At 68.8% G+C, this 1,141-nt stretch carries 1 protein-coding gene; it reads left to right on the top strand.

All coding sequences use genetic code 11. The annotated features are described in order from the left end of the window. Positions 1–113: 113 nt before the first annotated feature. Positions 114–1,061 carry a phosphatase PAP2 family protein gene (locus ACH4YP_RS48030; protein ID WP_398497936.1) on the top strand — a complete coding sequence of 316 codons (948 nt, stop codon included), beginning with the start codon at positions 114–116 and terminating at the stop codon, positions 1,059–1,061. The last annotated feature ends 80 nt before the right edge of the window (positions 1,062–1,141 follow it).

Below are 1,141 nucleotides of genomic sequence, written 5' to 3'. Positions count from 1 at the left end.
CCAAGGACATCGAACTCGCCGCATGACCCCAGCAAGTCAAACCACCCCAAACCAAACCTGGGCGCCTTGACGAAAGACATAGAGGCACCCCCCCCCACGGAAGAAAGAGAGCGATGACTCAGCACGATTCTCCGATCCTGCCCGCGCACCGTCCGGGGGCCTCAAGGCAGGCCCCCGAGGCCCCCGACGACCCCAGCCCGTCGCGTACGGCACGGTCGTGGATGCCGGCTCTGCTATACACGCTGGGTTTCCTGACGGTCTACCTGCTCGCCATCTGCACCCCGTGGGGGCAACGGGCTGAGAACGCCCTGTTTGATCTCGGTACAGATGACAGCGAAGACGCATGGATCTACCCCCTGTCAGGAGCGGCCTACGGCTCGACGCCCCTGCCTCCGATGGAATTGAGCGCCAAGCCCACCCTGATGGTGGGCCTGGCCGTCATCGTGGTCCTCACCCTGGTGCGGCGGTGCTGGCGGCAGGGGTGCGCGGCGCTCGGGGTCGTCATTCTCACGACCGGAGGCAAGGAGGTGCTCAAATCGACCATCCTGCCCCGCCCCGATCTGGTGGGGGTGCGCGAGAATCTCCTTGATCAGGGTTTCCCCAGCGGGCACACGGCCATCCCCGCCGCGCTGACCCTCGCCGCCGTCCTCGTGGTTTCCCCCCGCATCCGCCCCTACGTCGCCACGGCTGGTGTGCTGTGGCTCGCCTGCATCGCCGCCTACAGCGCAACCATGGGCGGCCACCGGCCCAGCGAAGTGCTGGGAGCCACACTGTTGGCCTGTGCCTGTTACGGCCTCGCAACCTGGCTGCTGCCGCCAGCCGCCGCGCCAGCCGCCGCGCCAGCCGCCGCGCCAGGCGCCACGCGGAGCCCCCGTGCGCTGCCCGTCCTCACCCTGACGCTGGCACTGGCCGTCGCCCTCGTTTCCGGCGCACGGAACGACACCCTCACAAGGTCACTGGCCTCCGCGGCGACGGCCTTCATATGTGCGGCCCTGGTCTGGTACGCCGCAGTCGGGCGTCCCGCACACACCGCACACCGCACGCCGGGGTCTGTTCCGTAGTCGGTGGTGACGGAGGGTGTCGTCAGCCCAAGAGGATGCGGTGGCGGAGGAGAGGGAAGCTCGCGCGGCCGTACATCTGG

It is taken from the genome of Streptomyces sp. NPDC020747 (assembly GCF_044334695.1).
Lineage (GTDB): Bacteria > Actinomycetota > Actinomycetes > Streptomycetales > Streptomycetaceae > Streptomyces.
Note: the sequence above shows the minus strand (reverse complement) of the source record. Positions and strands in the feature narration are given on the sequence as shown.